Consider the following 23,541-nt stretch of genomic DNA (forward strand, 5'->3'; position numbering starts at 1 on the left):
CATCCCCCTCACAACCTGCTAGGCGGCGCGCCACCATGGCCACCGACCTCTCCAAGATCCGCAACTTCTCGATCATCGCGCACATCGATCACGGCAAGTCGACGCTCGCCGATCGCCTCATCCAGCGTACCGGCGGCCTTTCGGACCGCGAAATGTCCGCGCAGGTGCTCGACAACATGGACATCGAGAAGGAGCGCGGCATCACGATCAAGGCGCAGACCGTGCGCCTCGAATGGAAGGGCCATGTCCTCAACCTGATGGACACGCCCGGCCACGTCGACTTCGCCTATGAGGTGAGCCGCAGCCTCGCCGCCTGCGAAGGCGCGCTGCTGGTGGTCGACGCCGCGCAGGGCGTCGAAGCGCAGACGCTCGCCAACGTCTACCAGTCGATCGAGCACGACCATGAGATCATCCCGGTCATCAACAAGATCGACCTGCCCTCGGCCGAGCCCGAGAAGGTCAAAGCCGAGATCGAGGAGATCATCGGGCTCGACGCCTCGAACGCCGTGCTCGCCAGCGCCAAGTCGGGCATCGGCATCGAGGAAGTGCTGGACGCGATCGTCGAGCGCATCCCGCCGCCCAAGGGCGACGCCGCCGCGCCATTGAAGGCGATGCTGGTCGACAGCTGGTACGACCCCTATCTCGGCGTCGTCATCCTCGTCCGCGTGATCGACGGCACGCTGAAGAAGGGCCAGCAGGTCAAGTTCATGGCCACCGACACGGTCCATCTCGTCGATCGCGTCGGCTGCTTCCGCCCCAAGATCGAGCAGCTGCCCGACCTCGGCCCGGGCGAGATCGGCTTCATCACCGCGCAGATCAAGGAAGTCGCCCAGGCGCGCGTCGGCGACACGCTGACCGACGCCAAGCGTCCGGCGGCCGAAGCGCTGCCGGGGTTCAAGGAAGTCCAGCCGGTGGTGTTCTGCGGGCTCTTCCCGGTCGACGCCAACGACTTCGAGAAATTGCGCGAGAGCATCCACAAGCTGCGGCTCAACGATGCGAGCTTCAGCTTCGAGATGGAGACCTCGGCCGCGCTCGGCTTCGGCTTCCGCTGCGGCTTCCTGGGGCTGCTCCACCTCGAGATCATCCAGGAGCGGCTGACCCGCGAATACGACCTCGACCTGATCACCACCGCGCCCTCGGTGGTCTACAAGCTGCGCCTCGCCAAGGCGGCGGGCGAGGCCGAGGGACAGGAGATCGAGCTCCACAACCCTGCCGACATGCCCGATCCCAACCGAATCGACGAGATCGAGGAGCCGTGGATCAAGGCAGTGATCTACGTGCCCGACGAATATCTGGGCTCGATCCTCAAGCTCTGCCAGGACCGCCGCGGCATCCAGAAGGACCTGACCTATGTCGGAGGCCGCGCGCAGGTGACCTATGAGCTGCCGCTCAACGAAGTCGTGTTCGACTTCTACGACCGGCTGAAGAGCATCTCGCGCGGCTATGCGAGCTTCGATTACGAGCAGATCGGCTATCGCGAGGGCGACCTCGTCAAGATGTCGATCATGGTCAACAACGAGGCCGTGGATGCGCTGAGCATGATCGTCCACCGCGGCTCGGCCGAGACGCGGGGCAGGGGGATGTGCGAGCGGCTCAAGGACCTGATCCCGCGACATCTGTTCAAGATCCCGATCCAGGCGGCGATCGGCGGCAAGGTGATCGCGCGCGAGACGATCGCGGCGCTGCGCAAGGACGTGACCGCCAAATGCTACGGCGGCGACATCACGCGCAAGCGCAAGCTCCTGGAAAAGCAGAAGGAAGGCAAGAAGCGGATGCGCGAGTACGGCTCGGTGCAGATCCCGCAGGAGGCCTTCATCGCCGCGCTGAGGATGGGCGAGGAGTAACGGCTCGTCCCGGCGGCGGCCCCGCCCGTCGCTTGCGGAACATCGCAGGCATCGCCGGTGCGTTGGTTGGCTGACTGTTTCGTCAACCAATGGAGACGCACGAAATGAAGCTTTTCGCGACCACGGCCGGCCTGGCGCTGGCGCTCGGCGCCCCGACGGCCGCGCTGGCGCAGGACGCCGCCGCGCCCCCCGCCCAGGCGGAGGCCAAGGGGCCCGAGGCCGGCGCCACCGTCTATGATCCGCAGGGCAACGAGGCCGGCACGATCGTGAGCATCAGCGGCAATGTCGCGGTGTTCTCGACCGGCACCAACCAACTCGGCATCCCGCTCGACCGCTTCGGCAAGAGCCCCAAGGGCCCGACGATCGCGCTCACCAAGCCGCAGCTCGACGCACTCGCCGAACAGGCCAAGACCGAGACCGCCGCCAAGGTCCGCGCCAAGCTGACGCCGGGTGCCGAGGTGCGCGGCTCGAACGGCGCGGTGCTCGCCAAGGTCAAGGGATCGGCGGGCGACAATGTGACGCTCACCGCCGAGAATGGCGGCCGCGACGTGCAGGTCCCGATCTCGGGGCTCGCGGCCGACGACATGGGGCTCACGATCAACATGACCGCCGAACAATTCGCTGCTGCCGTGGCGGCGGCGGGGTAGGCTGCCTTGGCCCCTCCCCCGAACGGGAGGGGCTCAAGAGGCCTATTTCTTCGGCGTCACGCTCGGGATCAGCGCGGCGCGGATCGGCTCGACCCAATGGTCGCCCTTCATGTCCCACACCACGAAGTCGCCGTCGAACTGCCAATAGCTCCACGGCAGCTTGCGCGCCTCGGCTTGCTGGCGGACGTATGCGGTGTAGCGCGCGCGGGCTTCGATCGGCGTGCCGCTCTCGTCATAGGCGCCGAACTCGCCGAGCATGATCGGCCGGTCGTTCTCCTTCGACCAGGCGACCGCCTGGTCGAAATCGTCGCTGATCCGCGCCTCGTCCTCGGGGGTGAAGTCGATCCCCTTCAGGTCCTTGAACTGCTTCACCCAGCGCGCGCCCTGATGGGTGAAGCGCTTGGGCTCGTAATCGTGGAAGGTCACGATGATGTTGCGGTCGTCCTGGGGCAGCTCGAGCTTGGGGAGATAGGCGAGGTTGTTCCAGTGCGTCGGTCCGATCACCAGCGTGCGGTCGGGGTTGGTCCGCCGCACCACCGGGATCAGCTTCCCGAGCATCGCGTTCCAGCGATCGGCGTCGAGCGGCTCGTGCGGCTCGTTGAGCAGCTCGAACAGGACATTGTCGGGTGCGTTCTTGTAGCGCTCGCCGATCTGTTCCCAGAAGGCGATCAGCTTGGGCTCGCAGATGTCGGGCGTGCGCGAGCATTCGTTGAAGTCGTGCTCGTCGATGATCACCGACAGCCCCGCGGCATCGGCCTCGTGGATCACGCGGTCGAGCGTGCCGAGGAACACCGGGTCGAGCTGGTTGTTCGCATCCATCCGCCGCAGCCCGAGCACCACGATGCGGACGAAGTCGAACCCGCCCTCCTTGATGATCTTCAGGTGGCGCATCTGGAAATTGCCGTGCTCGGGCGTGCGCCAGATCGGGTCGTGGCTGAGGATGCTCACCCCGCGCCTGAGCTTGGCGGCGGCGGCCCAGGCCTTGCCCTGGTAGGTCGGCTCGGCGGGCGGCGGGGCGGCGCGGTTGCAGGCGGGAAGCGTCAGCGCCAGCGCGGCGGCGATCAAGGTGAACAGGCGCATCCGGTTATCCCTCCCAGGGCGCGCAGGCCACGCGCCCGCGCCGTGGCTACAACTCGGCCGGGGCGCGCGCAAATATCGAGTGCTACATCTCGCGCAGCAGCTTGAGCCCTTTGGCCGGCGGCAGCGCCAGCGCGGCGTCGATCAGCGCGATCCGCGCAGCGCAGCGGTCCTCGGGCGTGCCGCGGCCGTTGAGCGCATCGCGGAGCCGCTGATCGCGCAATCCGGTCTTGTCCGTGATCGAATCGAGCACCCCGCCCGGCACCATGAAGCTGCCGTTGCCCTTGGCCGGTTCGCGCCCGTCGGTCTCGAGCAGTACTTGCGCGAACACTTCGTGCTGGCGCAGCTGGATGAGCGCCGACAATGGATCGCGCGAATAGGTCCGGTCCGCGAAGAAGGCGTCGCAATCCTCGGCGCTTCGGCCGCGCAGCGCCCTGGCCTTGTCGCGCTCGAGGCTCTGGTAGCGGGCGATCAGCGCATAGGGCGCGATCGCGAGCCCGTTGCGGAACCGCACGTCGAGCAGGGTCTTCACGTCGGCCGCGAACTGATAGCGCGGCTTGCGCGCGTCGCGCGCGGCCGTCCAGTTCGACACCAGCACCTTGGCGAGGTCGGGATTGTCCACCTGCACGATCGCCCAGCTCAGCCGGTCGCCATCGACCTGGTCGAGTGCGTAGCGGAGGTCGTCGTCCTGGTTCGAAAGCGGCGAGAGGAATTCGAGTGCAGGCGATTCCAGAGCGACCGGCAGGGGCAGCGCCGGGTCATGCGTCTCGGGCGAGCAGCTGCGCGCCAGCGACATCAGCACAAACAATCCGATCAGCGCCATGCGGACGATGAAGTCCGCCCCGACGCCGCCCACGGGCCCCCCGGCGGAGCCCGGCTCCCACAGCGCGACGCGATACCAGTCGAACTCGCTCTCGAGCTCGGGATAGTCGCGCCGGACGGTGGCAAGCAGCTGGCGTACCTTCGCGCCGCTCACCATCCACCCGCGTCGCGAATCCTCGCCCGCCGGCGTGATCAGTTCGCGCCAGGCGGCGTGGAGCGGATGACGAGGCCCCTGCACCGCGCGCCAGAAGTCGAGCATGTGCAGCCGCTGGAGGATCCGTCCGGCGGCGGGCGTCTGGTCGATCGTGCCCGCCGTCCGCTCCCAGCCGAATTGCTCGACCGCGAGCGGCAGCAGCGGGTCCGAGGCGGGGATGGTCTGGGCGAGCAGGTTGCCGAGCCAGGTCTCGGCATCAGCGTAGAAGCCGACCTGCTTCATCCGCGGGTCGCTCACCACCGCGTTCCAATGCTCGAACATCAGCCGGCTCTGGTCGGTGCGCGACCAAGGGCTCTCGGGGTTCGAGACTTCGTGGAGCAGGTGCGCAAGGCGGTTGGCATGCTCCTCGATCTGCTCGGGGGTCAGCGGCGACCAGGGGCCGGTGCGCGTCTCCTCATGCTGCGACTCCTCCGCCTCGGGCTCGAGGCGCGGGTCCGGGCCGGTCGAGGCTTCGGAGGGATCGGGCAAGTCGCCGGCGGCCAGGGCGACGCCTTCGTCCTCATCCGACTCGCCTTCGTCTTCCGCTTCCTCCGCATCCCAGTCGGCGACTTCCTCGGTGGTCGCGCGGCCGCGCCATTCGGCCTCGCGCTGCGCCGCTTCGAAGGCCTCGCGCAGCTCGATGAACGCCTTGGGATCGCAATCGACGTCGATCGTCTTGAGCCGCGCGGCATAGGCACGCCGGATCGCACGCGTGTCGCTCGTCGGGCCGATCCCCAGCATGCGCCATGGGCCGCGCAGCCGAGTCACAGGTAGCGATCGCCCTCGATCGCATCGAGCGCGGCGACCATCTGGTCGCGCGCCTCGCGGATCGCGCGCGGGTCCTGCGTCGCCAGCGCCGATTCGAAATGGCCGATCCAGCGGCCGATCTCGTCGCGCCGGTCGCCGATGAAGCTCTCGTAGCAGCGCCCGGCACGGGCGAGCACGGCGGCGTTCTCGCTCTCGTCGCGCGGGTGGATCTTGATCGCGGCAAGTGCGGCGCGACGGTCGGCGAGCTGCTGTTCGGTCAGCGGATCGGCTTCGTCGAGGATGACGAGATTGCGCGTCACGCCCGAGGCGGGGATGCTGACGTCGACTTCAAGCAGCCCGCTGGTGTCATAACTGAACCGCGTCTCGACCATGATATGGCCCGCAGGCTTGGGTGGCACGGGCACGCGCAGCTCGCCGAGCTTGACGTTGCCCGAGACCTCGCGCGCCTCGCCCTGGTAGATGCCGAAATGGACTTCGCGCTGGTTGTCGAACAGCGTCGAATAATGGCTCACCCGGCTGGTCGGGATCGCGGTGTTGCGGTCGATGATCGGCGAGAAGATGCCGCTGCGATAGCCGCCGCGCCCGTCGGGCTCGGCGATATCGACTCCCAGCGTGAACGGGCAGACGTCGGTCAGCCGCACTTCGTCGAGCGCCGAATCCCTGGCGAGCAGTCCCGCCTGCGTTGCCGCGCCCAGCGCCACCGCATGATCGGGGTGGACGGTGGCATTGGGGAAGCGGCCGAACATCCGCGTGATCGCGCGGCGCACGATCGGCATCCGCGTGCCGCCGCCGACGAGCACGACTTCGCTCAGCGTCTCGACGCGGATGTTCGAGTCCCTGAGCGAGCGCAGCACCGGGTCGCGCAGCCGCTGGAGCAGTTGCGCGCAGGCCTCCTCGAAGTCCCGCGAGGTGACGGTCGTCGCGAGCTGCTCGCCGTCGAGCACGATGGCGAACGCCGCGTCGTCGCTCTCGCTCAGCTTGCGCCGCGCGCGCTCGGCGGCGGCGCGGAGCAGCTCGTGGAGCACCAGCGGATCGGCCTTGTCGAGTTTCGCCCTGGGCTCGAGCCTGGGGCGCGCCAGCTCGATCAGCTTCTCGTTGAAGTCCTCGCCGCCCAGCCGGTTGTCGCCCGAGGAGGCGCGCACCTCGACGATGCCTTCGAACACTTCGACGATCGAGACGTCGAAGGTGCCGCCGCCGAGGTCGAAGACCAGGAACGGCTCCTGCTCGCGCGTCGCGATGCCATAGGCGAGGGCGGCGGCGGTCGGCTCGTTGACCAGCCGCTCGACCTTGAGCCCGGCGAGCTCGCCCGCGCGGCGGGTCGCCTTGCGCTGGCGGTCGTTGAAATAGGCGGGGACGGTGATGACGGCGCCGGTCACCTGCTCGCCGGTGTGCGCCTCGACATCGGCCTTGAGCTGACGGAGCACCAGCGCCGACAGCTCCTCGGCGTCGAACTTGCGCTTGCCGAGCGATACGGTCTGCTGGGTGCCGATGAAGCGCTTGAATGCCGTCGCGGTGTCGCGCGGGTGTGTCGACTGGCGCTCGCGTGCCGCCAGGCCCACGTGGATCGTCCCGTCCTTGTCCGCGCTCACCGCGGAGGGTGTGAGCAGGTCGCCGTGCGCATTGGGGATCAGCACCGCCTCGCCGTCCTTCCAGACCGCGACGGCGGAGTTGGTGGTCCCGAGATCGATTCCGACTATCACTGATGTTCCCCCTGGCGCGCGACGCTAGCCGGGGGTGGGGGGATTCGCCAAGCCCGCGGCGGCGAATCCCGTCCGAAATCGATCCACAAGACGCCGGTGAAATGATCGCGGCATTTACCCTTTCTAAGCGGGCGCGCGCCTAGGCTCCTCCGGTTGTTTCCCGGAGATTTGAATGGACCGGCTGCCGCTGATCGCGCCCCAACCACCCCGGCTCAGCGAGCTCGCCGACGAGCTCCGGGCGGTCGAGGCGCGCGGACTCTATTCGAACGGCGGCCCGGTGGTGCGCGGCTTCGAGGCGGCGATGACCGAGCGCGTGTTCGGCGGCGCGGGCGAGTGCCTCGCGGTCTCCAACGCGACGACCGGGCTGATGATCGCGATCCGGCACGCCGCCGGCCCGCGCGGCGGGCTGGGCACGGGCGAGCGCGCCTTCGCGCTGATGCCGGGCTTCACCTTCGCCGCGACGGCCGACGCCGCCGAATGGGCCGGCCTCACGCCGCTGCTCTGCGACATCGATCCCGACGACTGGAGCGCCGCCCAGGCCGCCGAGGAAGCCGCGTTCGAGCGGTACGGCCGCCGCATCGCCGTGGTCGTGCCCTACGCCACATTCGGCGCCGCCATCGATCTCGACCGCTATCGCCGCTATCAGGAGCGCTTCGGCGTCGGCGTGGTCGTCGATGCCGCGGCGTCGCTGGGTTCGCTCGACGCCGAGGGCCGCGCGTTCGGCACCGGCGCGCCCTTCGCGATCGTCCATTCGATGCACGCGACCAAGGTGTTCGCCACCGCCGAGGGCGGGGTGATCCATTCTGGCGATACCCAGCTCATCCAGTCGCTGCGCCACATGACCAATTTCGGCTTCGCCGGCTCGCGCTCGGCCGAGGGGCCGGGGTTCAACGCCAAGCTCCCCGAAGTGCTCGGCGTGCTCGCCCAGGCCAAGCTCGAGGGGTTCGAGGCGGTCGCCGAGCATCGTGCAGCGCTCGACCGCGCCTATCGCGCGCATCTCGGCGCCTTCGCGAGCGAGAACGGCTTCGAATTCCAGAAACCGACCGGCGCGCGCCAGGCCTTCCAGTGCGAGTCGGTCCTCCTGCCGCGCGCCTTTGCCGGGCACCGCGCCGCGATCCTGCGTGCGCTCGACGCCAGGGGGATCGGGGCTGGGCAATATTTCAGCCCGCATCTCGGCGAGCAGCCCTGGTTCCGCGCCAATGCCGAGTTCGGCGCGCTGCCGGTGTGCGACGACGTCTCGGCGCGCATCCTCTCGCTGCCGATGACCGACATGATGAGCGAAGCCGATGTCGAGCGCGTCTGCCATGCGCTCGCCGAGGCGTGCACCAGCGCCGGGTTGGGTGGCGTGCGCAAGGAGCGGCGCGGGACCTTCGTCCATTCTGCGATCGTCGTCGGCGGCGGCCCGGCGGGCACGGCCCTGCTTACGGCGGCGAGCAAGCAGAACCGCCTCGTCGAACTCGCGCAGGACGGGCTCGCGGTGGTCGAGCGCGACGCAGTGCTCGGGCGCGGGGCGATCGGCAATTACGCGATCACCTCGGACTCGACCGCCGAGACCTTCCTCACCGCGGTCCAGCGCAATGTCCATGAGAGCATCGCCGGGCTCGAGGAGCACCTCAGCGGCCGCGAGATCGCGCTCCACAAGGGCGGCGCGGTCGGCGTGCCGCTCTATCGCACCACGCCTTTTCTCGAAGCGACCGGCTCGCGGCTGGGCAGCATCGTCGCCGAGAACGGTGGCGTCGTCGCGACGCGCAGCGAAGCGATCGAGGCGCGCCGCACGCCCGAGGGGCGCTGGGCGCTGCGCGTGCGCAACATCGTCACCGGCAACGAGCGGACGATGCTCACCGCGAGCCTCGTCGTCGCGACCGGCGGCCACCAGGCGCGCGAGCACATCGCCGCGGAGGAGATCGCGGGCGCCACGCTGGGCGAGCTCGCCGGCGGCCGGCTGATGCTCGGCGACGACATGCTCAGCATCGGCGGGATCGAGCGGTTGCGTGCCCGCATCGGCGACGAGCGCGCGCCGCGGATCGCGATCGTCGGCGGCTCGACCAGCGCGCTCGCCGCCGCGGCGCTGATCCTCAAGGCCGCGCCCGCGCTGCCGCTCGGGGCAGGCGCGCTCGCGCTCTACCACCGCCGGCCGCTGCGCCCCTGGTACCGCTCCGAATATGAAGCGCATGCCGACGGCTTCACCGATTTCGGACCCGACGACATCTGCCCGGTCTCGGGCTTCGTCTACCGCCTCGCCGGCTTTCGGCTCGAGGCGCGCGAGCTGGTGCTGCGCATGCTCGAAGTGGGCGGCCGTGCCGCCGACCCGCGGATGGCGCTCCGCCCGATCGCCGAGCTCGACGCCGCGGCGGTCCGCGCCGAGATCGAGCAGGCCGACGTGGTGATCGGCGCGCTCGGCTATCGCCCGCGCGCGATCCCGCTCTACGACGAGCAGGGCGAGCGGATCGAACTGATGGCCGACGCGCCCGGCCGCCCGCGCCTCGTCGACCAGCAATGCCGCGTGATCGATGCGGCTGGGGTGCCCGTGCCCGGCGTCTACGGCATCGGCCTCGCCTCGGGCCATGTGCCGGACGGTGACCTCGGCGGCGAAGCGAGCTTCACCGGCAAGGCCAACGGCCTGTGGCTGTGGCAGAACGACATCGGCCAGCTGATCGTGAACCAGCTCCTCGCCGCGCGTCGCGCCAGCAAGGCGGCCTGATGCGCGAGCCCGCGGTCTCTGTGATCATGGCGGCGTACAATGGCGCGTCGCTGGTCCGCGAGACGGTGCGCAGCCTGATCGCGCAGACTTTCACCGACTGGGAGCTGGTCGCGGTCGACGATTGCTCGCGCGACGACACGGCGAAGTTGCTCGAAGCGTTCGACGATCGCCGCATCCGCGTGATCCGCGCAGAGGCGAACGGCGGCCCGGTGCTCGCGCGCAACCGCGCCTTTGCCGAGGCGCGCGGCCGCTACATCGCCGCGCTCGACCAGGACGACGTCTGCCTTCCCGGCCGGCTCGCGCGCCAGGTCGGCTATCTCGACGCGCACCCCGAGACCGTGCTGGTGAGCACTGCCGCCAATGTCCTCACCGGCGCCAAGGTGACGCCGGGCCATTGGGTGCGCCCGCTCACCCCGGGGCTGATCGACTGGCTGATGCTGGTGCAGAACCCGATCGTCTGGTCGACCGTGATGTTCCGCGCCGAAGCCGCCCGGCGGCTCGAGCCGTTCGAGCGGCCCGAGATGCGCTACGTCGAGGATTTCGACCTCTACCACCGCCTGCGCCGCTTCGGCCCGATCGCGCAGATCGACGAGCCGCTGCTGCTCTACCGCGTCCATGAAGGCGGTGCGTCGCAGATGTTCACCGACACGATGCGCGCCAATGCCGAGACGCTGATCGCCGAGCGCCACGCCGCGCGGATGGGGCGCGAGGATCCCGGGATCGCGCCGCTGGTCGTCCGCCACTGCATGGGCGGCGAGCCGGTGCCCGACGCGGAAACGCTGCGCACGCTGATCGGGGGGATCATGTCCCTGCGCCGCGACTTCGAGACGCGCGGCCATGACGCACGCACGCTCGCGCTGGTCGACCGCGAGATCTCGCGGCTGTGGTGGCGGTTGTGCCGGGCCTGCGTGCGCTCGGGGACCTTGCCGATCCACGTCGCGCTGGCGCAGCGGCCCGAGACGATCGGCTTCGGCGAGGGCAGGACGGCCGACCTGATGCTCAGCCAGGTGATCGGCGGCGTGCGCGCGATCCGGCGTGGGCGGGGTTAGGTCGGATCGAGCGTCCGCATGCGACGCGAATCGGGGCGATCGGGGACGAAAAGTCACAAGAGTCACGACCCGTCGCTGCGATCCGGCTCGATCGAAGGCTCGAAGAGTCACAAGAGTCACAACCCGTCGCCAAATTTTCCGGGGTTGAGGCCCGGCAGCTTCAAAGGCGCGGTCGAACGGTTCCATCCGCGCCAGCCAAGCAGGCCAAATCCTACATTTCAAGAAAGGCGGCCCGGCCCCCTTTCCGTCCCGGCCGCGGACCTCCCTGAGGCACGCGCCGGACGTCGATTGGCCCACATACAAAGAAGGGGTGGCAGAAAGCTGCCACCCCCTTCAGGCAGGGTTGCGAAAACCGGCGGCGAGCCGCCAGCTGACCAAGGACATCTTGGCACAGAAATAATGTAGAAACATACTGCAAAACTACCTAGGCCGTGCTTTTCCGGGACGGCTCAGGCGAAAACGCCCCGCTCCGGCAGGAACGGGGCGCGTTTCGCAGCGTGGCAGCCGCTCAGAAGGCAAGCTGGAGGCCGGCGCGCAGCGTGTAGCTGTAGCGCTCCTGCTCGGCGAGGTGGTTGGGCGTGCCGGTGTAGCGGCGCCACTTGGCGTCGGTCAGGTTCGAGCCTTCGACGAACACGATCGCCTGCTTGATCACCGCGAAGCTCGCGCGCGCATCGAGCTGGCCGTTCGAGTCGGTGTACTGGTCGTGCGCCGCATCCGCGCCCACCGTGTCGAGCATGTGCGAGCGGTAGGAATAGGCGAGGCGGAGCGCCACGCTGCCCTGCTCGAAATAGAGCTGCGCGCTCGCGACGTCGCGCGACTGGAGGTAGTTGTCGACCTTGCCGACGCGGCCCGGCACGCCCGAGCTCGAGCCGCCGGTGCGCGTGTAGTTCAGGTTGACGCCGAACCCGTCGAGCCCGCTCCACAGGATGGTGAGCGGGGTCTGGAGGTTGAACTCGACGCCATAGACCGTCGACTTATTGGCGTTGATCGGCTGGGTCACGTTGGCGTTGGTCAGCGCCACGCCGCCGAAGGTGCCGCTGGTGATCGCGATCGAGCTGAAGATCGGATCGTCGATGTGCTTGTAGAAGCCGGCGACCGAGAACAGCCCATGGCCGGGCAGGTAATATTCGGCGCTGAGGTCGGCGTTCTGCGAGCGCAGCGCCTTCAGCGTCGGATTGCCCTGCGCGACGGTGTTGGCGCCCGCGTCGACCTGCACGAACGGCGCGAGGTCGTCATAGTTGGGGCGGCCGATCGCGGTGGTCGCGCCGGCGCGGATCACCAGCCGGTCGCTCGCGTCGAAGCGGACGTTCAGGCCCGGGAAGACGTTGGTGTAATCCTTCTTGCCCTTGACGTTGAAGCCCTGGCTTACCGTCGAGGTCGCGGTGATCGTCTTGCCCTGGTAGGTGCCCGAGGTGTCCTCGACGCGCACGCCGGGGATGACGGTGACGTTGCCGAACTTCAGCGTCGCCATCGCATAGCCCGCGAGGATGTCCTCGGAGACGATATAGTCGTTGACCAGGCTGTTGCCGAGCGAGCCCGAGGCGTTGAGTACCGCGCGCGCCGGATTGGCGGTGATATAGGCCTGCGCCGCGGCATAGTCGACGCGCGGGCCCAGGCGGAACAGGCCGTCGTAGATCGTCGTGCCTTCGTCGATCCCGATGCCCGCGGTGGCCATGGTGAAGCCGTTGAGGTCGTATTGCTGATAGTCGCGGTTGTTGGTCTTGTCGCGGCCGAGGTACTTCACGCCGACCTTGATGCTGCTGTCCTCGCTCAGCGCCGAGAGCGGCACTTCGAAGTCGGCGCGGAACTGCTTGAGCTTCTCCTCGGCGCGGCGGCGATCGTAGTTGACCTGGAGCGCGCTGTAGTAGCTCGGGTCGAGCCAGCGGCCCGAGCCGCCGGTCGGGTCGACCGTGAAGAGGAAGTTCGAGATGTCGACGGTGCCGGCGAGGCCGCTGGCGCCGCTGCCGGTGCGGAACTGGAATTCGGAGCGCAGCGGATCCTTCTTGATCGCCTTCGACCAGGTGCTCTCGAGGCTCAGCTTGCCGAAGCCGAGGTCGAACTTGCCGCCGCCCTGGAAGGTGACGGTGCTGTCGTCCTCGTTGCGCGTGCGCACGAAGTGGGTGCCGCGCACGCCGCTGAAGCTGGCGACGTTGTTGACCGGGGGCGTCGCGAGATTGCCCAGCGCGATGCGGAACTGGTCGCGCGTCTCATGGTCTTGGAACGACGAATAGATGCCGCGGACGAAGATCTGCACCGCGTCGCTCGGGCGATAGTCGATGTTGGCGACCGCGCCGCGGCGCTCGCGCACGAGGTTGTAGCGGCGGACGCGATAGTCGTCGGGAAGGCCGCTGGTGGCGTTCCACGCCGCCGAGCCCTGGAGGTTCTCCGATGCGATCGGGCGGCGCGAGGCATTGCCCGACAGCACCACGCCGAAGTCGCCGATGCGACCGCCCAGGGTCGCGTCGCCCTCCCACTGGATCTTGTCGTTGAGGTCGGGCAGGCCCGCGGCGGCGCGGCCGAACAGGAAAGTGCCCTTCTTGTCGAACGCGCTCAGCGTGTTGATGTCGACCTGGCCGGCGATCGCATTGGCGTCGCGGTCGGCAGTGAGCGACTTCACCACTTCGACCGAGCCGATCAGCGACGAGGGGATGTCGTCGAGCTTGACCTGGCGGCCGTCGGGCTCGGGCGCCGCGGCGGTCTGGCCGTTGAGCGTGACGTTGGCGAGGTTGGGGTCGACGCCGCGGATGACGACGTAGCGGCCTTCGCCCTGGTCGTTGGCGATCGAGATGCCGGGCAGGCGGCGGACGGCTTCGGCGACGTTCTGGTCGGGGAGCTTGCCCACGTCGGTCGCGGCGACGACGTCCTCGATGGTGAGCGAGCTGCGCTTGGCGTCGATCGCGCGGCGCTCGGCCTCGCGCTGGCCGGTGACGATGATCTCCTCGCCCTGCTCGGCGTTGTCGTCGGTCGCGGCGGCGGCAGGCTGGTCCTGCGGCGCGGCGAGCGCGGGGACGGCGGCGGACGAAAGGAGTGCGCCAAGCGCAAGGGCGAACGGCGCACGAATGCGGCCGCGATGAAGCATCATCACGTTGAGAATCCCCTTTAGGATCGGTGCCCCCCGGCACCGGCGTGGCGCCCCTATGCCGCTCGTGTGACGGCTCGATGACGCGGCGCAACGATTGTCCCAAGGGGTCGAATTGAAACCGTAATAATTCGCGCCTAGGTCGCCGGCGATTTCCCGCGGAGGATCTTGATGCTGCCTGCACTGCTGCTGATGCTCGCCGAGTCGGGCCCCGAAACGAAATCGGTGCAGGCGATCGCCGAGACCCAGGCCGTCGCCAGCGCGAAGGACGCCGCGGACGATCCCGCGATCTGGCGCAACCCCAGGGACCCCGCGAAGAGCCTGATTGTCGCCACCGACAAGCAGGCCGGGCTCAACGTCTATACGCTCGACGGCAAGCTGGTGTCGTCGATCGCGGCGGGGCGGATGAACAACGTCGACCTGCGCGGTGTCGGCGGGCGCGTGATCGTCGCGGCGAGCGATCGCAACGACAAGGCGCATGCCAAGCTCGCGCTGTTCGAGCTCGACACGACGGCGGGAACGCTGGCACCGATCGGCCGCTACGACGTCGGCGCGGGCGAAGGCTATGGGCTGTGCATGTACGCCCCCCGGAGCGGCGGGCTCTCGGCGTTCGTCGTCGACAAGGATGGGACGATCGCCCAGATGGCAATCGCCTTCGACGCCGCTGGCGCGCATGTCGCGCGCGTCCGCACGATGAAGCTCGCGACCCAGTCCGAGGGCTGCGTGGCGGACGACCGCACGGGCGACCTGTTCGTCGCAGAGGAGGATTCCGGCATCTGGAAGTTCGCAGCCGATGCCGATGCGCCGCGCGAGGGGAAGAAGATCGCCGAGGTCGACAGCGCGCGCCTCTTCGCCGACGCCGAGGGGCTAGCGATCGCGGCCAGGGGCGCGAGGGGCGGCTGGCTGGTGGCGTCGAGCCAGGGCGATTCCGCTTATGCGGTGTGGAAGCTGCCGAGCCTCGAATACGCCGGCCGCTTCCGCATCGCCGCGGGCAAGTTCGGCGCGACGAGCGATACCGACGGGATCGAGATTGCGACCGCATCCTTCGGCAAGGGCCGCGAGGGCGGGCTGATGATCGCGCAGGACGGCGACAATTCGCCGAGCGCGCAGAACTTCAAGATCGTCCGCTGGGCCGATGTGGTGAAGGCGCTTGGGCTGAAGTAACTGATATGGTTCAGCTCCCTCGGCCGTCATCCCGGCGAAAGCCGGGACCCAGGGCCAAGCAGGAAGTCGCTCGTGGCCCTGGGTCCCGGCTTTCGCCGGGATGACGGCTGAAAGATTGCGACGGAAAAACCGAGACAGGCGGCACCCGCCTCCGCCTTGCCCTGACGCACCGGAAATGCTTGATGGCCCGGGTGGCACCGGCGAGTCCGCCGATGGGGTCCGCAGCGGTCGCCCGGTGCGCGTAGGAGGGTCGATTGAATCTGATTCCGGACGTCGCGCTGGCGGAGAACACGAGCCAGCGGCTGCCCTGCGTGGTGGTGCTCGACGGCTCTTCGTCGATGGCCGCGAACAACGCGATCGGCGCGCTCAACGACGGGCTCAAGCTGCTCGAGGCCGACCTCAAGGCCGATGACGTCGCGCGCCAGCGCGTCCGCATCCTCGTGCTCCGCGTCGGCGCGCCGCACGACGTCGAGGTCGTTACCGACTGGACCGACGCGATCGAGTTCGATGCGCCGGCGATCACCGCCAACGGCCAGACCCCGCTCGGCGCCGCGGTCCGCCGCGCGCTCGACGAGATCGAGATGGAGAAGACGCGCTACCGCGACCACGGCATCCCCTACAACCGCCCCTGGCTGTTCATCCTCACCGACGGCGAGCCGACCGACCACGACTGGGAATCGGCCGCGGACGAATGCGTCGCCGCCGAGGAATCGGGCAAGGTCTCGGTGTTCTGCGTCGGCGTAGGCGATGCGAACATGGAGAAGCTCGGCCGGTTCAGCCCGCGCCAGCCGCTCGCGCTCCAGGGGCTCGCCTTCCGCGAATTCTTCCTGTGGCTCAGCCGCAGCGCGCGCGCCGGCTCCAAGTCGGCGCCGTCGGAGAACATCCAGATGGCCGCGCCGTCGGACTGGGCAGTGATCCCGGGCCGGAGCAATTGACATGGCTCGCGCGGCCTGGCGCGTAGCAGGCGCTTCCGTCACCGGCGCCTATCACGCGATCAGCGGCGAGCCCTGCCAGGACCGCCACCGCCTGCAAGTCACGCCTGGCGACGCGCTGATCGCCGTGGTATCGGACGGCGCGGGCTCCGCGCGTCACGCGGGCGAGGGCGCGACGATCCTCTGCGAGTCCGTCTCCGCCGCGCTCGCCGGCTTCGCGGGGCGCGGCAAGCTCAAGCCCAGCCGCGCGCTTCTCCGTCGCGCCTACCGTGCGGTGTGCGACGGCGTCGAGGCCGCGCGCCGGCGCATCCTCGACGCGATGCCGCCCGAGGCGTCGCTCTACGACTATCACGCCACGCTGGTCGGCGCCTTCGTCCTCCCCGGCAGCGGCGGGCTGTTCTTCCACATCGGCGACGGCGCGGCGCTGGCGGTCTCGGGCGAGCGCTGGCTGCTCTCGCCGCCGAGCAACGGCGAATATTCGAACGAGACCTATTTCTTCACCCAGGCCAACTGGCGCCGCCATTTGCGCTTCAAGCTGATCGAACCGGGGTTCGACACGATCTTCGTGATGAGCGACGGCGTGACCGATCTCAGCTTCCGCCACAACGGCCACGGCCCCGAGCCGTTCATGCCCTTCTTCGAGCCGATCGGCCGGTTCCTGAGCACCACGAAGCGCGACGAGGCCGAGCGCGCGCTCGGCGCCACGCTCGACACGCCTGCCGCACGCGAACGCTCGGACGACGACAAGACGCTCGTCTGGGCGCAGTTCGCCGCATGAACGAAGTCTGCCTCGGCCGCGGCGCCAGTCGCAAGGTGCTGCCGCTGGGGCGGCTCCTGGGCGAAGGCGCGGCGGGCAAGGTCTATGACGTGCCGGCGATGCCCGGCGCCGCAGCGAAGCTCTACCATGGCGACGCCGAGGCGCGCCGCCACGAGGCCAAGATCGACGCGATGATCGCCAACCCGCCGGACCTTCCCCCGGCGACGCACGGCGGCAACCGCTATCCCCAGATCGCCTGGCCCCAGGCCAAGCTGTTCGACCGTTCGGGCCGGTTCATCGGCTTCCTGATGCCCGAGATCAACTTCACCCGCTCGACCAGCCTGGTGAACCTGCTCCAGAAGAACAGCCGGCGGGTCGAGAAGCTCTCCGAATATTACGGCTATCGCGTGCTGGTGGCGCGCAACCTCGCCTCGGTGTTCGCCGAGCTCCACCGCGCCGGCCACCACATGATCGACATGAAGCCGGCGAACCTGCGCTTCTATCCGCAGGTGAGCTGGATGGCGGTGGTCGACACCGACGGGTTCAGCATCGCCGGCAACGGCGGGCGCATCCCCGCCGACCAGCTGAGCGACGAATATATCGCGCCCGAGGCGTGGAAGCGGCCGGTGGGCGAGCTCGGGGTCGAGCAGGATTTGTTCGCGCTTGCGGTGATCATCTTCCAGCTGCTCAACAACGGCGTCCATCCCTTTGCCGGCGGCTCGATCGGCGCGCGCGGGCAGGCGACCGACCTGCAGGCCCGGATCCTCGACGGCCTCTATCCCTATGCGCTGCGCCCGCCGCCGGGCACGGTGCCGAGCACCGCGAGCGTCCATGCGATGTTCCGGCCGCTCACGCGCGAGATGTTCGACCGTGCCTTCCTGCCGCGGCGCGAGCGGCCGAGCGCGGGGGAATGGCGCGATCATCTCGACGCGCTGCTCCAGCAGCTCTCGCCCTGTGGGGTACGGCCCGAGGAGCATGTCCATTTCGGCGGAGGCTGCGGCTTCTGCGCGCATGAGGAGCGCGTCGCCGCCGCCAGCGCCAAGCCCGGCGCGCGCCGCCGCGCCCAGGGCCAGGCCGCGCCGCCCCGGCGGACCTCGGCGCCCGCGCGACCCGCCCGGCCCGGGCCGATGCTCCCCGCGGTCCGCGCGATCCAGCCGGTGCCGATGTACCGGCTCCACGGTCCGCCGGCCGCCTATCCGCTGCCCTCGCCGCCACGCCGCCGCCGGAGCAGCGGCGTGCCCTGGCGCAGCGCGGCGATGCTGCTGCTCCTCGCCGGCGTCGGCTATGCGACCTTCGGCGAGTGGGGCCCTCTGCTCTCGGCCGCGGGCGTGCCCGCGCATGCCGCGGAGAACCAGCTCGTCGTCCCCGAGGCGGCGATCGATCCCTTCCCCGAGCCGCGCGAATATCTCATCCTGCCGACCGGCGGGACGCTCTCGGTCCCGCTCCATCGCGGCCCCGGCGAGGGCTTCCCCGAAGTCGATCGCCTCAGCCTCCACGACGCGGTGATCGGCCGCGGCACCAGCCGGGCGAAGGACGGCAGCAGCTGGGTCTATGTGATGCGCGACAGCGACGGCATGGCGGGCTTCGTCCCCGCCGAGGCGCTGCTCGCGCGCAAGGACGCCAACGCGCCGGCGTCGAAGATCGCTTCGGCGCCCGGGAATGAGCAGATCGCCCAGCGCTACCGCAAGCTGCTCGACACGAGCGAGGGCTATGAGCGCGCGTATCTCAGCGAGCAGCAGAAGCTGTGGGAGGACGACCGCAAGCGCTGTGTCGAGGATTACGACCCCGCCCAGTGCCGCCGGACGGTCGACGATCGCCGGCTGAGCGAGCTCGACAGCTGGGCGCAGGCCGACAAGGCGAGCAAACAGCCGCTCCCCGATTTCGCCGCCGCGATGGAGGACCCGGCCAAATGATCGCACGCCGTGCCTTCCTGTTGCTCTTCGCATGGGTTGCGATGGCCGCCGCCGCGCCGCCCGGCGCGCCGCTGGTGCTCGCCGCAGCGAGCTTGCAGGAATCGATGACCGCTGCCGCCGACGCCTGGGCGGCGAAGGGACATGCCAGGCCCGTGCTTTCGTTCGCCGCTTCCTCCGCGCTTGCTCGCCAGGCCGCGGCGGGAGCACCCGCCGACCTGTTCGTCTCGGCCGACGAGGAATGGATGGACGATCTCCAGCGCCGCGGCCTGCTCGTGCCGGGCACACGCGCGGACCTGCTCGGCAATCGGCTCGTGCTCGTCGCGCCGGCCAATGACAGCCGTGCGGTGCCGCTCGGGCCGCGCTCGCCGCTCGCCGCGTGGCTGGGCGAGGGACGGCTGGCGATGGCCGATCCGGACTCGGTCCCCGCCGGCAAATACGGCAAGGCGGCGCTGACCAAACTCGGTCTCTGGCCCGGCGTGCAGGCCAGGGTGGTGCGCGCCGAGAACGTCCGTGCCGCGCTCGCGCTCGTCGAGCGCGGGGCCGCGCGCTACGGCATCGTCTACGCGACCGACGCGCGCGCTTCGAAGCTCGTCCGCGTCGCCGGCATTTTCCCGGCGGCCAGCCATCCGCCGATCCGCTACCCGATCGCGCGGCTCAAGGCTTTCCAGAGCCTCGAGGCCGAGGGCTTCCGCCGCTTCCTGCTCGGCCGCGAGGGCAAGGCGATCTTCGCGCGCTACGGCTTCGCCGTCTGGTGAGCGCCGAAGAACTCGGCATCGTCCTGCTGTCGCTCAAGGTCGGCAGCGTCGCGGTGCTCGCGACGCTGCCGCCGGCCTTCGCGCTCGCCTGGCTGCTCGCGCGCGGGCGCTTCCCCGGCAAGCTGCTGGTCGACGGGCTCGTCCATCTGCCGCTCGTCGTGCCGCCGGTGGTGACCGGCTGGCTGCTCCTCCTCGCCTTCGCGCCCGCGGGGCCGATCGGCGGCTGGCTGCAAGGCTGGTTCGGCGTCACCGTGCTCTTCCGCTGGACCGGCGCGGCGATCGCCGCGGGGGTGATGGCGCTGCCGCTGATGGTCCGCGCGATGCGGCTCTCGATCGAAGCGGTCGACCGCCGCCTCGAGACCGCCGCGCGCACGCTCGGCGCGCGGCCGTGGCGCGTGTTCTGGACGATCACGCTGCCGCTCAGCCTCCCCGGCGTGATCGCCGCCGCGGTGCTCGGCTTCGCGCGCGCGCTGGGCGAGTTCGGCGCGACGATCACGTTCGTCTCCAATGTGCCGGGCGAGACCGAGACGCTGCCGCTCGCCATCTATGCCGCGCTGCAGACTCCCGGCGGCGAGGGGCAGGTGCTCCGCCTCGCGATCGTCTCGGTGCTCCTCTCGCTCGCGGCGCTGATCGCTTCCGAGCTGCTCGCCAAGCGCGCGGGGAGGGGGCTGCATGTCCTTTGACGTCGACGTCGCCAGGCGGCTCGGCGATACCGAGGTCGCCTGCCGGATCGAGCCGGGCGAGGGGCTCACCGTGCTGTTCGGCCCCTCGGGCGCGGGCAAGACGAGCGTGCTCAACATGGTCGCCGGGCTGCTCGCGCCCGACGCGGGCCATGTCCGCGTCGGGCGCGAGCTGCTGTTCGGCGAAGGTTGCGACGTACCGCCCGAGCAGCGCCGCGCGGGCTATGTCTTCCAGGAGCCGCGCCTCTTCCCGCACCTGCGCGTCCTCGCCAACCTCGGCTATGGCATGCGCCCCGACCCCGGCCCGCTCGGCTTCGACGAGACAATCAATTTCCTCGGCATCGGGCATCTGCTCGACCGCTGGCCGCGCACGCTCTCGGGCGGCGAGGCGCGCCGCGTCGCGATCGGCCGCGCCTTGCTCTCGGGCCCCCGCTTCCTGCTGCTCGACGAACCGCTCTCGTCGCTGGACCGCGCGCGGCGCGAGGAGATCATGGCGGTGATCGAACGGTTGCGCGACGAAGTGAAACTTCCCATCCTGATGGTCACGCACGATCGGGCCGAAGCCGAGCGGCTCGGCACCCGCATCGTCGAGATGGGCTAGGAGAGAGCGATGAGCGACGCGTCCGAACAGGCCTTCCGCGAGACCCTCCGCCGCGAGCCTGGGCTGTTCACCCAGCTCGGCGCGATGTTCGTCGGCCCGATCGGGCGGCTGACCATTTTGGTCTTCGCCCTGACGATCGCGGCCTTCGTGCTCGGCATCTGGTGCCTGCTGCACCTGCTCGACGCCGAGAATGCGCGCGACACGATCCGCTGGTTCGCCGCCACCGCGGCCTGCTGGTCGAGCGTCGTGGCGATGAAGCTGTGGCTTTGGGGCAGGCTCCACGCGCTGGCGGTGCTGCGGGCGCTCAGCCGCCGCTAGCGATCAGCAGCGCGGCCAGCGCGCGGTTCATCGGTGCGTCGATGCCGTGGCGCCTGCCGATCCGGTCGATCACCACGTTGCGCGCGTCGACTTCGGTGCGGCGGCCCGCCAGCCGGTCGGCGAGCAGCGAGTGCACGCCGTCGCGCGGGCCGGCGCGATAGTTGGCGACGATCTCGTCGGGAATGCTGTCGGGCATCGCCGCGCCCTCGGCCCGGCCCACCGCGACGCACTCGCGCACCACCGCGCGGATCACCTCCGCCACGCCCTCGTCATGCGCGAGGCCATTGGGCTGGAGCGCGATGCCGTTGACGATGCCGGCGCAGTTGATCGCGAGCTTGCGCCACGCCGCGGTGACGAAGTCCGTGGTGGTCGAGGCCTCGATCGGCGTGTTCGCGAACAGCGCGACGAATGCGTCTTCGCCGGCGGGCACCACCACCGTGCCGTAGCGCCGCTGGAGGATGCGCCCCGGCGCGCTGCGCTCGGCGGGGATGTCGACGATCGCAGGGATCACCGCCTCGTCCGGCACCAGCCCGCGAAAGCGCTCGCGATGCTCCACCCCGTTCTGGAACACCGCGAGCCGCGTCTCCGGCCCCATCAACCCCGGCAGCCAGGCGGCCGCGGCGGCGCAGTCATAGGTCTTCACCGCGGCGATCACCCAGTCGACCGGCTCGGCTGCGGCCGGATCGGTGACCACGCGCGGGGTCGCGCGGATCGCCCCGCCCGGCGTCTCGATCTCGAGCGCTGCCAGCCGCGTCCGCGCGCACAAGGTCACGTCATGCGCCGGATCCTGCGCGAGCCAAGCCGCGACCGTCCCGCCGATCGCGCCGGGGCCGATGACCGCGATCCGCGCCACGCTCAGACGGCGCCCATGAAGTCCATCTTGCCCAGCGGCATGCCCTTGTGGCGAAGGATCGCATAGGCCGTGGTGAGGTGGAAATAGAAGTTGGGCATCGCGAAGCCGAGCAGATATTCGCGCGCGTTCATCGTCAGCGTGCGGCTCGGCAGCTTGATCTCGATCGTCGCATCCTCGCGGCCGTTGACGGCGTCGGCGGGCACCGCCTTCACGAAGTCGATCGTCCGCTGGATCCGGTCCTGCAGTTCGGGGAAACTCGTCTCGGTGTCCGCCATCGCCACGCTCTCGACCTGGCCGAGGCGCACCATCGTCAGTTTGGCGAAGTCGCTCGCGCGCTGGATCTGCGCGGGGAGCGGATGCATGTCCTCGTAGAGCCGCGCCTCGATCAGCTCGGCTTCGGGGATGCCGTTCGCCTCGGCATGCGCGCGGGCCTTCTCGAGGAAGCCGGCCAGGTTGGAGAGCCCGCGGATGAACACGGGGGCGGAGATGTCGTGGAGCTCGCTTGCCATGGCGCGCAGATAGGCGGGGCGGGCGCGCAAGGGAAGCTGCCAACCGCGCGCAATCGTGATATCTTCACGAACGTAACGATTTCCGTTGACGGAGGTGTGTTACATCAATAACGCACCGCGCTTTCCCGGCCACCCGGCCGGCAGGGAGAGGCAAATGGCAACCATCATCGATGCTGCGCCGCAGAAGCTGCGCGAATTCCACAACCATCATTTCGATTCGACTGTGTGGAACGACTTCGCGTTCCGCGACGACGACATCGTGATCGCGACCTACGGCAAGTCGGGCACCACCTGGACCCAGCAGATCGTCGGCCAGTTGATCTTCAACGGCGATCCCGAGATCAACGTGTCGGAAATCTCGCCCTGGATGGATCTGCGCATCCCGCCCAAGGAAGTGAAGCTCCCCGCGGTCGAGGCGCAGGCGCACCGGCGCTTCCTCAAGACGCACCTGCCGGTCGACGCGCTCGTGTTCAGCCCGCAGGCCAAGTACATCTACATCGGCCGCGACGGGCGCGACGTGATGTGGAGCATGCACAACCACCACTTCAACGCGAACCAGCAGTGGTTCGGCGCGCTCAACGACAGCCCCGGCCGCGTCGGCCCGCCGATCCCGCCGGCGCCCGAGTGCCGGCGCAGCTATTTCCGCCACTGGCTGGCGACCAATGGCGAGCCCTTCTGGCCGTTCTGGGAAAATGTCCGCAGCTGGTGGGCGCTGCGCGCGCTGCCCAATGTGCTGGTGCTGCACTTCGAGGACATGCGCCGCGACATGCCGGGCGCGATCCGCCAGGTCGCCGAATTCCTGGAGATCGAAGTCGACGAGGCGCGCTGGCCCGCGATCGTCGAGCATTGCGGCTTCGACTGGATGAAGGCCAATGCCGCGCAATGCGCGCCGCTCGGCGGGATCTTCTGGGACGGCGGTGCCGGCGTCTTCATCAACAAGGGCACCAACGGCCGCTGGCGCGACGAGCTGACGGCGGAGGATTGCGCAGAGTATGAGGCGATGGCGATCGCCGAGCTGGGGCCGGAGTGCGCGGACTGGCTCGCGCAGGGACGGGGGGCCTGAGCCCGAGAGCCTGGACGTTTCATCAATCGGCCAGGCTTCTGCGTCCAACCTTCAACCGTCATCGCGGCGAAAGCCGGGATGACGATTCAGGCGTGCTCCCCGGACGCGCGGCGTCC

The 23,541-nt window shown here is 69.5% G+C and carries 19 protein-coding genes; 13 read left to right on the plus strand and 6 right to left on the minus strand.

Annotation, left to right across the window (positions count from 1 at the left end):
* Positions 1-35 precede the first annotated feature (35 nt).
* Both lepA and J7495_RS13125 read left to right on the plus strand, forming a co-directional pair.
* Positions 36-1,844 carry a translation elongation factor 4 gene (gene lepA / locus J7495_RS13120; protein WP_294057012.1) on the plus strand — a complete coding sequence of 603 codons (1,809 nt, stop codon included), beginning with the start codon at positions 36-38 and terminating at the stop codon, positions 1,842-1,844.
* 104 nt (positions 1,845-1,948) lie between these two features.
* Positions 1,949-2,491 (plus strand): hypothetical protein, encoded by a 543-nt coding sequence (locus J7495_RS13125; protein WP_294057014.1) that lies wholly within the window; start codon positions 1,949-1,951, stop codon positions 2,489-2,491.
* Between the two features lie 42 nt (positions 2,492-2,533).
* On the opposite strand, the gene J7495_RS13130 is transcribed toward J7495_RS13125, so the two are convergent.
* The 3 genes from J7495_RS13130 to J7495_RS13140 all read right to left on the minus strand — a co-directional run bounded on the left by J7495_RS13130 (position 2,534) and on the right by J7495_RS13140 (position 7,051).
* Positions 2,534-3,571 (minus strand): glycoside hydrolase family 5 protein, encoded by a 1,038-nt coding sequence (locus J7495_RS13130; RefSeq protein WP_294057015.1) that lies wholly within the window; start codon positions 3,569-3,571, stop codon positions 2,534-2,536.
* An 82-nt stretch (positions 3,572-3,653) separates the two neighbouring features.
* Entirely contained in the window at positions 3,654-5,324 is a 1,671-nt protein-coding gene (locus J7495_RS13135; protein WP_294057016.1) for a hypothetical protein, read from the minus strand.
* Positions 5,325-5,347: 23 nt separating this feature from the next.
* Positions 5,348-7,051 carry a molecular chaperone HscC gene (locus tag J7495_RS13140; protein WP_294057018.1) on the minus strand — a complete coding sequence of 568 codons (1,704 nt, stop codon included), beginning with the start codon at positions 7,049-7,051 and terminating at the stop codon, positions 5,348-5,350.
* A gap of 172 nt (positions 7,052-7,223) precedes the next feature.
* Between J7495_RS13140 and J7495_RS13145 the strand changes: the two genes are divergently transcribed.
* Together J7495_RS13145 and J7495_RS13150 are read left to right on the plus strand one after the other, a co-directional pair.
* Entirely contained in the window at positions 7,224-9,752 is a 2,529-nt protein-coding gene (locus J7495_RS13145; RefSeq protein ID WP_294057019.1) for a DegT/DnrJ/EryC1/StrS family aminotransferase, read from the plus strand.
* Positions 9,752-10,801: a glycosyltransferase gene (locus tag J7495_RS13150; protein WP_294057021.1), complete on the plus strand. Its 1,050-nt coding sequence runs from the start codon at positions 9,752-9,754 to the stop codon at positions 10,799-10,801. Before J7495_RS13145 ends, J7495_RS13150 begins: the two co-directional genes overlap by 1 nt.
* Before the next feature lie 508 nt (positions 10,802-11,309).
* On the opposite strand, the gene J7495_RS13155 is transcribed toward J7495_RS13150, so the two are convergent.
* The gene (locus J7495_RS13155) at positions 11,310-13,883 is read right to left on the minus strand and encodes a TonB-dependent receptor (RefSeq protein ID WP_294057095.1); all 2,574 of its coding nucleotides are present in this window, start codon (positions 13,881-13,883) and stop codon (positions 11,310-11,312) included.
* 168 nt (positions 13,884-14,051) lie between these two features.
* Between J7495_RS13155 and J7495_RS13160 the strand changes: the two genes are divergently transcribed.
* From J7495_RS13160 to J7495_RS13195, 8 genes are all read left to right on the plus strand, one after another.
* The gene (locus J7495_RS13160) at positions 14,052-15,044 is read left to right on the plus strand and encodes a phytase (protein ID WP_294057023.1); all 993 of its coding nucleotides are present in this window, start codon (positions 14,052-14,054) and stop codon (positions 15,042-15,044) included.
* 254 nt (positions 15,045-15,298) lie between these two features.
* The gene (locus J7495_RS13165) at positions 15,299-15,979 is read left to right on the plus strand and encodes a VWA domain-containing protein (RefSeq protein ID WP_294057025.1); all 681 of its coding nucleotides are present in this window, start codon (positions 15,299-15,301) and stop codon (positions 15,977-15,979) included.
* Between the two features lies 1 nt (position 15,980).
* Positions 15,981-16,754 carry a PP2C family serine/threonine-protein phosphatase gene (locus tag J7495_RS13170; RefSeq protein WP_294057026.1) on the plus strand — a complete coding sequence of 258 codons (774 nt, stop codon included), beginning with the start codon at positions 15,981-15,983 and terminating at the stop codon, positions 16,752-16,754.
* Positions 16,751-18,646, plus strand: a complete 1,896-nt coding sequence (locus tag J7495_RS13175; RefSeq protein WP_294057027.1) for a hypothetical protein — start codon at positions 16,751-16,753, stop codon at positions 18,644-18,646. Before J7495_RS13170 ends, J7495_RS13175 begins: the two co-directional genes overlap by 4 nt.
* A 41-nt stretch (positions 18,647-18,687) precedes the next feature.
* Positions 18,688-19,401, plus strand: coding sequence for a molybdate ABC transporter substrate-binding protein (gene modA, locus J7495_RS13180; protein ID WP_294057096.1), 714 nt, complete (start codon positions 18,688-18,690; stop codon positions 19,399-19,401).
* Positions 19,395-20,084: a molybdate ABC transporter permease subunit gene (gene modB / locus J7495_RS13185; RefSeq protein WP_294057097.1), complete on the plus strand. Its 690-nt coding sequence runs from the start codon at positions 19,395-19,397 to the stop codon at positions 20,082-20,084. The genes modA and modB overlap by 7 nt, the downstream gene beginning before the upstream one ends.
* Positions 20,074-20,682: an ATP-binding cassette domain-containing protein gene (locus J7495_RS13190; RefSeq protein WP_294057028.1), complete on the plus strand. Its 609-nt coding sequence runs from the start codon at positions 20,074-20,076 to the stop codon at positions 20,680-20,682. Before modB ends, J7495_RS13190 begins: the two co-directional genes overlap by 11 nt.
* A 9-nt stretch (positions 20,683-20,691) precedes the next feature.
* A complete protein-coding gene (locus J7495_RS13195) occupies positions 20,692-21,000 on the plus strand; it encodes a DUF6768 family protein (protein WP_294057029.1) in 309 nt (102 codons plus the stop codon).
* Here J7495_RS13195 and J7495_RS13200 read toward each other — a convergent pair.
* The gene (locus J7495_RS13200) at positions 20,987-21,853 is read right to left on the minus strand and encodes a 2-dehydropantoate 2-reductase (protein ID WP_294057030.1); all 867 of its coding nucleotides are present in this window, start codon (positions 21,851-21,853) and stop codon (positions 20,987-20,989) included. The two genes, J7495_RS13195 and J7495_RS13200, sit on opposite strands and share 14 nt — an antisense overlap.
* Before the next feature lie 2 nt (positions 21,854-21,855).
* Positions 21,856-22,362, minus strand: a complete 507-nt coding sequence (locus J7495_RS13205; RefSeq protein WP_294057031.1) for a DUF1993 family protein — start codon at positions 22,360-22,362, stop codon at positions 21,856-21,858.
* A 154-nt stretch (positions 22,363-22,516) separates the two neighbouring features.
* Here J7495_RS13205 and J7495_RS13210 point away from each other — a divergent pair, with 154 nt between their 5' ends.
* The gene (locus J7495_RS13210; protein WP_294057032.1) at positions 22,517-23,425 is read left to right on the plus strand and encodes a sulfotransferase domain-containing protein; all 909 of its coding nucleotides are present in this window, start codon (positions 22,517-22,519) and stop codon (positions 23,423-23,425) included.
* The last annotated feature ends 116 nt before the right edge of the window (positions 23,426-23,541 follow it).

It is taken from the genome of Sphingomonas sp. (assembly GCF_017745215.1).
Classification (GTDB): domain Bacteria; phylum Pseudomonadota; class Alphaproteobacteria; order Sphingomonadales; family Sphingomonadaceae; genus Sphingomonas.

Excerpts from the sequence above, each read along its gene's own strand:
- modA (WP_294057096.1), top strand. The coding sequence starts at position 18,688 with ATGGCCGCCGCCGCGCCGCCCGGCGCGCCGCTGGTGCTCGCCGCAGCG.
- J7495_RS13170 (WP_294057026.1), top strand. The coding sequence starts at position 15,981 with ATGGCTCGCGCGGCCTGGCGCGTAGCAGGCGCTTCCGTCACCGGCGCC.
- J7495_RS13195 (WP_294057029.1), top strand. The coding sequence starts at position 20,692 with ATGAGCGACGCGTCCGAACAGGCCTTCCGCGAGACCCTCCGCCGCGAG.
- J7495_RS13190 (WP_294057028.1), top strand. The coding sequence starts at position 20,074 with ATGTCCTTTGACGTCGACGTCGCCAGGCGGCTCGGCGATACCGAGGTC.
- J7495_RS13175 (WP_294057027.1), top strand. The coding sequence starts at position 16,751 with ATGAACGAAGTCTGCCTCGGCCGCGGCGCCAGTCGCAAGGTGCTGCCG.
- J7495_RS13155 (WP_294057095.1), bottom strand. The coding sequence starts at position 13,883 with ATGATGCTTCATCGCGGCCGCATTCGTGCGCCGTTCGCCCTTGCGCTT.
- J7495_RS13160 (WP_294057023.1), top strand. The coding sequence starts at position 14,052 with ATGCTGCCTGCACTGCTGCTGATGCTCGCCGAGTCGGGCCCCGAAACG.
- J7495_RS13135 (WP_294057016.1), bottom strand. The coding sequence starts at position 5,324 with ATGCTGGGGATCGGCCCGACGAGCGACACGCGTGCGATCCGGCGTGCC.
- J7495_RS13125 (WP_294057014.1), top strand. The coding sequence starts at position 1,949 with ATGAAGCTTTTCGCGACCACGGCCGGCCTGGCGCTGGCGCTCGGCGCC.
- J7495_RS13210 (WP_294057032.1), top strand. The coding sequence starts at position 22,517 with ATGGCAACCATCATCGATGCTGCGCCGCAGAAGCTGCGCGAATTCCAC.
- J7495_RS13145 (WP_294057019.1), top strand. The coding sequence starts at position 7,224 with ATGGACCGGCTGCCGCTGATCGCGCCCCAACCACCCCGGCTCAGCGAG.
- lepA (WP_294057012.1), top strand. The coding sequence starts at position 36 with ATGGCCACCGACCTCTCCAAGATCCGCAACTTCTCGATCATCGCGCAC.
- J7495_RS13130 (WP_294057015.1), bottom strand. The coding sequence starts at position 3,571 with ATGCGCCTGTTCACCTTGATCGCCGCCGCGCTGGCGCTGACGCTTCCC.
- J7495_RS13205 (WP_294057031.1), bottom strand. The coding sequence starts at position 22,362 with ATGGCAAGCGAGCTCCACGACATCTCCGCCCCCGTGTTCATCCGCGGG.
- J7495_RS13150 (WP_294057021.1), top strand. The coding sequence starts at position 9,752 with ATGCGCGAGCCCGCGGTCTCTGTGATCATGGCGGCGTACAATGGCGCG.